Annotated in this window: 2 protein-coding genes; one reads left to right on the forward strand and one right to left on the reverse strand. The window is 67.5% G+C overall.

Going from position 1 to position 8,519, the window contains the following annotated elements; translation table 11 throughout:
* Positions 1–34: 34 nt before the first annotated feature.
* Entirely contained in the window at positions 35–7,690 is a 7,656-nt protein-coding gene (locus AC1AYR_RS11110; protein ID WP_476512626.1) for an LPXTG cell wall anchor domain-containing protein, read from the reverse strand.
* Positions 7,691–8,090: 400 nt separating this feature from the next.
* Here AC1AYR_RS11110 and AC1AYR_RS11115 point away from each other — a divergent pair, with 400 nt between their 5' ends.
* Complete coding sequence (locus AC1AYR_RS11115) at positions 8,091–8,240, forward strand: hypothetical protein (RefSeq protein WP_476512624.1); 150 nt, start codon at positions 8,091–8,093, stop codon at positions 8,238–8,240.
* The last annotated feature ends 279 nt before the right edge of the window (positions 8,241–8,519 follow it).

Genomic DNA, 8,519 nt, shown 5'->3' on the forward strand with positions numbered 1-8,519 from the left:
TTGCCCCGCCGCCATGCGACGGCGGGAAGTCTGGTTATCGGGTGTGCCGACCGCGCTTGCGGCCGACCGGCAACGCGGTCCCCGCTCCCCCGGCCGTGACCGGTTCCAAGCGGTTGGCGCGCAGGTACCATGCGGTGCCGAGGGCGAGCATGAGCACGCCGAGCATGACGAACAGAAGCGTGCCGTTGCCGCCGGTTTCGGGCAGGGGCGAGAAGTTCGTGACGGTGGCCACGTACTTGCCGTCCTTGTCCGTGCCGTACTTAACGGACACCGAGTAGCCGGCCTCGGCCGGGGTCTTCGTCTCGGCCTTGCCGTCCGTGTCACTGGACGCGTAGGTCATGTTGAGCTCCTTGACGGTGTACGTGTAGTAGCGCGTCACGTCCTCGCCGTTCGGGCCGGAACCCTTGTCGACGAAGGCGACCGGCAGGCCGGTGAGCTTCGTGCGCCACGTGTCGCTCCACGCGGAGCCGTGCTCCTTGGCGGTGAGCGTCACCGTGAATGGGTTGGCCCGCTCCTCGGTGGTGCAGTCGTCCTTGAAGCATGCGAGCTTCCCGGCCTTGACCTGCTCGCCCTTGGCGTTCGTATACGTGGCGGTCACCTCGAGGGTGATGGCGTCGGGACGTTCCAGCTGGCCGTTGCGCCACACCTTCTGCAGGGTGAGGTCCACGGTCTTGCAGCCGTCCTTGCCGCACGGGTCCTGACCGTCGTCCGGTTCGGGCGTCAGTCCTCCGTTGTTGTCCGTCACGGCCTTGTCGAGCATGAGCACCGCCTTCGCGGCCGACGCGTACGCTTTGAGCTGTTCGTCGGTCGCGCCGTCGCCGGAGCGGACGGCGTCCTTGATGCCGATCCACTTGGTCTTGTCGTCGCCGGCGGCCTGGCTGTTGGCGTGGTCGCCGTCGTACGTGTTGACCGGGTTGAACAGTGCCACCGTGTAGGCGTCGAGTGCGGTGCCGTCCGCGTCGGCCGCACGGTCGGCGATGTGGGTGCCCGCCTTGGTCGTCGCTTCGGTGAGCTTCGTGTTCGCGGCACGGTACACGCGGTACGTGTTGTACCTGGTTTCGGTCGTGCCGTCCGTGTTCTTCACCTTCACGGGGCCGAGGATGTCGCTCATGGAGTTGAAGCTCCACACCGACTTGAGCACCGTGTAGGAGAACGGGTCCACGAGTCCGCTGGTGCCGCGCACCACGTCCGCCAGCACCATGTGGTCGTCGGCGAGCACGCCTTCGTCGTTGAGTCCGGCGAAACCGCCCGCATAGCCGGTGGCGAGGTCCTGCGTGCCATCGGAGTCCTGCGTGGCGCCGCCGCCGAACACGTCGTAGCCGTCGGTGATGCCGGTGGCGCCGGACGCTTCGACGCGCGTGCGGTTGCCCTTGATGAGCTGGATGCTGAGGTTCTTCCTCGCGGCGTTCTTGTCGATGCCGTCCTTGCTGCACGGCAGTTCGATGACCGAGTCGCCGATGGTGACCCGTGCCACGTCGGATTCGCTCGGATTGTCCGGATCGGGCTGCGCCAGTGAGACGCCGATCTTCAATCCGAACAGGTTCACGTACAGCACGTCGCCGTCGGCGAGCACCTTGAGATTGAAGATCTTGCCGATGTTCGGGAACCATGCGCCGATGTCGATGACGCCGACGCGTTCCAGTTCGGGCACGTACAGGAGTTTGACGAGCGCGTCGACCACGTTGAGCAGCACGTCGAGCAGCACGGAGTTCGCCTCCACGTCGACCAGGTAGGCGCGTTTGGTCTCGCCCACGAAGCCGCCGGCGATCTCGCCGCTGGTCACCTTCTTGAGCTTGTCCGCCGCGCAGTCCTTCACGCGGGCGAGGTCGGCCAAGCCGACGAAGCCGCCGGCCGTCTCGCGACCGGTCGCCGTCTCCGAGCCCTTGCCGTAGTCGGCGGTGCCATGCGTGGCGTCGACCGTGTAACCGGCCGAAATGCCGGTGACCGAGGAGCCGTCCACGTGCGAACCCCAGATCTCGAGCACGCCTGCGGTGAGGCCGAGCAGGTTGAACAGGTCGCTGCCGAGCTGCGCCTTGTCGGCGGAGACGGTGCCGGACTTGCCGAGGTGGCCGACGAAACCGCCCGCGTTGTTGACGCCTTCGACCCTGTTGAGGTTCTCGACCTTGGACTGTTTCACGGAGCCGTTGATGACGCCGCCGGCGAAGCCGCCGGCCGAACCGGTGAAGCGCTTCGAGTCGAGCATGCCCTTCATGGTGGCGGTGCGCGCCTTGACCTGGATGCCGTCGGCGACGCCCGTGACGCGGCCGTCGTAGATGAACGTGCGGAACGCTTCGAGCACGCCCACGTTGCCCACCTTGAGGAGCTTGAACAGGAGGTCGGTGACCTGCTGCTCGTTGTTGTCGCCCATTTCGCCGCCACCCACGGAGGCGACGGAGGAGATGTCGGCGAGGCCGACGAAGCCGCCCGCGTACTGGCCGCCCTCCACGCCGCGCAGACCGGTGACGGTCACTTCGGCCGGGTCGTTCGCGGTGTCCACGGCGGTGCCGGTGCCCTTGGCGGAGTCGCGGTCGCCGAGGATCGCGGCCTGCAGGGAGCCTGCGAAGCCGCCGGCGTTGAGCGCGTAGGCGGTGGCGCCGTCGGCGTCCTGGTAGGCGCCGCCTTCCACGGTGAAGCCCCATTCGCTGCTGTCGGCGCTCACGTGCGCGCCGCGGATGGTCGTGACCGTGGCCTGCAGCACGCTGATGAGGCCGGCGGGGTTGGCTGCCGTGACGGAATGGTCGCCCACGAGTCCATCAAGAAGGTCGCCGAGGATGCCGTCGGAGGTGTCGTTCGTGTCCACGCCGGCGGTGGCGCCGGAGGTGGCGATGCCGACGTAGCCGCCCACGTTGTTGTGGCCGCTCACCTTGCGCAGGTTGGCCACGTCCGCTCCGGCCGCGGTGGCGCCCGGGTTCGTCTCGGCGTCAAGCGCGTCCCCGTTGGAGTCGCGGTCGCCCCAAATCTGGCCGCCCACGGCCATGCCGACGTAGCCGCCGGCGTTGCCGGTGCCGTTCGTGATGGCCACGCCGGTGGCCTCGACCTTCATGCCCTTGCGGTAGCCGGTCACGGAGGAGGATTTGATGACGGGCACGAACACCTGCGGCGTGGTGACCAGCGATCCGAGGTCGACGTCGAGGCCGAGCAGGCTCACGCTGCCGAAGCGCGCGGCCGAACCGGATTCCATGGTGCCCGCGTAGCCGCCGGCCGCACGCATGGCGGAGACGGTCCTCACGTCCCACGACTGGCCGTCGGTGATGGTGCCGGTGCGCATGATGCCCACGTGGCCTCCGGCCACGCCGGAGTCACGCAGGTGGGAGCCGGCCTCGGAACCGGCGCGCCCCGCGACCACGTTGAAGCCGTACGCGTAGTCCTTCAGATAGGCGTCGAGCTGCTCCTGCGTGGTGATGCCGGTCGTGCCGTTCTTGAGCACGTCGGAGAACTCCTTGCCATAGGCGCCGTACTTGCCGGTGTTGTTCACCCACGTGTTCCACTGGTCGATGCTCGCGTTGCGCAGCGGGCCGTCGACCTTGGTGTGCTCTTCGGTCGGGTAGACGAGTTCGAGCGCGCCCAGCACGTTATCGAGGGCAACCAGTTTGCCCAGCAGGCTGATCGAACCGCCGTCGGCGGTGTCCGCGGCTTCCATGAAGCCGGTGAAGCCGCCTGCGATCTCCTGGCCGTACACGCTGCGGATGCGCGCCGCGTACGCGGTTTCGGGCGTGGGCTTGTCCACGTCCTTGCCGCGGATGCTGGACCAGTCGCGCGTGTCCATGCCCCAGATGTGGCCGCCTCGGTTGTGGCCCACGTAGCCGCCGGCCATGCCGCGGCGCGTCTTCTCGACGGATACCGCCTGGGCGCGCACGGCGCCGCCGCAGATCGCCGCGTCGGTGGACGAGTTGCGGATGGTGGGCACGAAGTCCTGCACGAGGGACAGGAGGTTGTCGACGTTGACGATCTTCTCGACCACGTTGGCGTCCTTGAGCACGTTCGCCACGGCGCCCGGCTGCATGGTGCCCGCGTAGCCGCCTGCCGAGATCTGGCCGATGATGTACACGAACTCGTGCGCGTCGGACTGCTGAATGTGACCGCCTTCGAGGTCGCCGACGAAGCCGCCGGCCATGCCGAGCGGGTCGTCCGCGTCCGAGGTGTCGCTGGCGCGCACCGAATAGCCGCCGATACCGCCGGTCACGTCGGACTGTTCCACGGTGGAGACGATGACGTCGAGCGCGCTGAGCAGGTCATTCAGATTGATGCTGCCGCCGAGCAGGCTGATGCCGTCGGCCACGGCCGCGGTGGAGCCGATGTCGATCTTGCCGATGTATCCGCCCGCGTAGCGTGCGCCGTCCACTGCGTATTGGCTGGCCTTGTCGTTGAGATAGGTGTTCGCGATCTGCGTCGTGTCCGTGGTTTCAAGGTCGGCGGGCGCCTTGACGTCGGTGCGACGCAGCTGCGTGACCGACGAGCTGGAGATCTGCGCGGCGGAGGCGTAGCCGGCGAAACCGCCGGCGGAACCGGAGTTGGTGTCGCCGTAGTCGAGGCGGCGGGCCGTGACGAGCAGACCGTAGTCGGCGGAGGCGTCGGCCTCGCCGATGACGGTGGTCGCGTCGGAGCGGACGCCCGCGTAGACGACGAACGGCACGTACGCCTGTGCAAGGGACAGCACGTTGGCGACGCTCACGCCACTGAGCTTGCCGAGCACGCTCAGACCGCCCTCGCCGGCGGAGGCGAGCGCGCCGGAGACGACCTGCCCGGCGAAACCGCCCGCGTAGGCGCCACCGGTCACATGGTCGATGTTGACGACGGCGAACGGATCGGCCTTGGCCTTGTCGACGAGGGCGACGAGCGTGGCGTCCTCCTGCTCCTTGTCGGTGAGGCTGTTGACGCGGCCGCTCTGGAAGCTGCCGGCGAAGCCGCCGGCCTTGTCGGCTTCGACGTGGCCGCCGTTGACGTACTTCACGTCGGTGTAGATGTAGTGCGGGATGAGGTAGGGCACGGCGCCGAGCAGGTTGTCGACGCTGAGGAGGCTGATGACGTCGGAGCCGCCGGCGCCGGTCATCGCCTCGGCGAGACCGCCCACGGTGGAGTATCCGACGAAGCCGCCGGCCATGCCGCCGGTCTTGGAGGCGTCCGCGGTGACCGATGCGAGGTTGGTCACGTGGGCGTCGGCAGTGTCGGTGGAGTTGGCCTGGCCGTAGAAGCCGCCGGCCGGATAGGTGCCGGGGTCGCTGCCTTCGCTCACGCCCGTGGCCGCCACGGTGAAGCCCTTGTCGATGCCGGCGACGGAGGCGGTGCGCACGTCGACGGACGAGTATTCGGCCACGGACAGCAGTCCGGACAGTCTGATGAGGCCTAGCACGTCGAGGCTGGAGGCGCCGACCGCCTTGCCCGGACCGGAGAAGCCGATGAAGCCTCCGGCTTCGGCCTTGGCGGAGACCTTGCCGAGATTGGCGAGCGCGACGCCGGTGACGTCGCCGCCTGTGGCGCAGCCGATGGCGCCGCCCGCGTAGTTGGTTCCGGCGGTGACGGCGAGACCGTTCTTGTCTCCGGTGAGGGTGACGTTCTGGACGAGGAAGGTGGCGAACTGGTCGACATGCTTCAGGCTTGTGTCACCGACCTCGAGGATGCTGTTGAGCAGGCCGGCGACCATGACCGGCTGCAGGGTGCCGGCGATGCCGCCCGCGTAGGATCCTGCGGCGTGCACCTTGGCGAGGCCGTCGATCGTGGTGCCGCGCTGGGCCGGGTAGGCGCGGCGCGGGTGGAGCGTCGTATCGTACTTCCAGTACGAGAGGGTGTTGAGGTTCGTTTCGCTGGAATCGGCGATCATGGTGCCTGATCCGGCTCCGGTGACGCCGCCCGCGTAGTCGCCCTTCGATGTGACGGTGATCGAGGCGCGCATGTCCGTGCCGAGGATGGCGGAGGGGTTGACTCCGGCGACGGAGAGCAGCATGCCGCCTTCGGCGTCGCTGGTCAGGTTGGTGATCAGCGTGACGAGGTTCTTCACCAGGGACGTGTCCGTCGCGTCCTCGGTGCCGAGTTCGAGGCCCCAGCCGACGGAGGCGTAGCCGGTGAAGCCGCCGGCGTAGCCTGCGGTGTCGTTGCTTTCGCCCGTGGTGGTGGCGGTCACGTCGGCGCTGCCGGTCATCGTATCGTTGACGGCGTAGGAGTTCGCCATGGCGCCGGTGAAGCCGCCGGCGTAGTGCTGTGCGGTGACGGTGACGCCGCCGGTCGCGTTCATGGAGCTGCCCTGGACGAGGCTCTGCGGGCGCAATGCGGACAGCAGGTCGATGCCCAGCGACTTGACGAGGCCGCCGATGTCGCCGTTGCGGGTCACGCCGGCGAAACCGCCCGCGTAGTTCTTCGCCTTCACGGTGAACGCGTTGGCGCTGGTCAGGGAGGAGTCCTCGATGATGGTGCCGATCTGCGCGCCGACGAAACCGCCCGCGTAGGAGGAGTCGTCGTTGCCGATGACGGTGCCCTTGGCGAACCCGTCCACCGTGCTGTTCGTGATGACCGGGTTCTTGTAGCCGATGGGGATGAGCTCGCTGACCTTGAGGATGTTGCCGTTGAGCAGCCAGGTGACTAGGTCGCCCAGGCCGAGGCCGGGGATGGCGTTGAGCACCTTGTCGAGCACGTTCACGGCGCCGCCGAGCACGTCGGACAGCAGCTCGTATTCGGTCTCGCCGGTCGAATAGCCGACGAAGCCGCCGGTCATGCCCTTCGTGTTGGAGACCTTCGCGTCCGCCACGTCGCAGTCGCTGATGCGCACCTGCCCGACGACGCGTCCGGCAAATGCGCCGGTGGCGAACAGGCTCGGGTCTTTGGCACGCAGGGTGAGCAGATCGGTGAGCAGTCCCTTAAGATTCGTGTTGATTCCCGGGATGAGATGGGTCGCCCAGTCGACGATGCCGCCCAAGGCCCCGAGAAGGCCGCTGAGCACTTTGAACAGCGCGTCGACCAGACTGGTGACCTCCTCGGTTTCGGTCGCCGTGTTGGAGACGTCGACGTGTTCGAGACGCAGGTTGTCGACGGTGGTCGTGCCCGCGCTGGTGAGGCTCATGCCACCTTCCGCGATGCTCACCGGGCTGCTGATGGTGGCGAAGAAGCCGACGCCGGACTGTTCCTTCTGGTTGATCGTGCCGGCCTGGCGCACGGTCACGTGGGAGATGACCGGCTTGGCGACGTTCTCGTTGACGCTGACGCCGTCGGTGCCGATGGTGCTCCACAGGGTGCCGGCGGTGGCGGTGTCCGCGCTCACGGCGCCGAGCATGGTGCCGGAGAACATGAGCGGGGTCCAGTTCGCGGAGGCGAGGTCGATGTCGCGGAAGATGATGTAGTTCTCGTTGTTCGCGTAGGTCTTGTCGGTGACGGCCTTGGAGACGTCGGTGTGGTTGCCGGCGTCGTCGAGCGCGTAGTACTTGGTGCGGGTGCTTCCGATGGCGGCGAGGCCGCATGCCAGCAGCGGATGGTCGTGGTCGTCGGCGCCGCTTTGACGTAGGGTGCCGTCGGCCGCAAGGTCCGCATCGCCGGCGTATTCCACGGTTTCGGTGGACGTATCGTCCTGCCACGCATAATCAAATGCGCCGTTGCGTACGCACGTCTGCGTGAGTTTGACGATGCGGCCGACGACCTTCTTGTCCGAGCCGATGGCGCGCAGCTGCTGCTCGCTGCCGATGAGGATGTAGGTCTTACCGTTGATGGTCTTGGTGACCTGGCCTTCGTAGTCGCGGCCGCCGAGCGCGCTCGTGGCGGCTTGGGGCTGCGCGTCGGAAGTCTGGGCCCCCTCGCTCTGCGTGGTCGCATCATCGTTCTGCGCGCCGCTCTGCGTATCGTTCTGCGCGGAGGAATCTTGACCGTCCGCACCGGTGGAGTCGCCGGACGCGCCGTTCGCATTGCCGGAAGCGCCGGCATCATCGGTGTTGTCGTTGCCGTTCGTACCGTTGCCGGTGTCCGCACCATCGGCGGCAGCGGCGGTGCCGTCGCTGGAGGCGGAACCGGTGTCCGCCACCGTCGTCACGTTGCCGCCGGCGTTCGCGTACGCGGATGCCGCCGCGGCGACGACCGTGGAATCCGTCACGACCTTGCCGTCGGAGACGACTGTGACCGGAGCATCACTGAAACCGCTTACAATCCCGGATCCGACCGATGTTCCCGTCACCCCTGCGGCGGAAGCCGAACAGGTGAGCGGCATGGCCGCGGCCAACACCAACGCCGTCACGCGCCGCCAGCCCATGGCCGACCTCACCTGACGAACGACCCGGCGTACATGATCGAAGTTCATCGAACCACGCAACTTCAGGCACCTCCTCTTGGCGGTATCTGTTCCAATCTCTCAATCCGCAACTCCGTTGCTGCTTGTGAAGTTGTTTACCCCATTACCATGTTTGGTAGGCCTCGATGGTCGGGGCCGGGTCGCCGGTCCTGGTATGACTTTCCTGCCCTGTCGTTGATGATCCGGGGGGTGTTGTCGCCGGGAGCGGGGGCGTCCGCAGACCGCTGATAGGAACCAGGCCGGCCGCATGGACGCG

Source organism: Bifidobacterium sp. LH_417 (assembly GCF_056357035.1).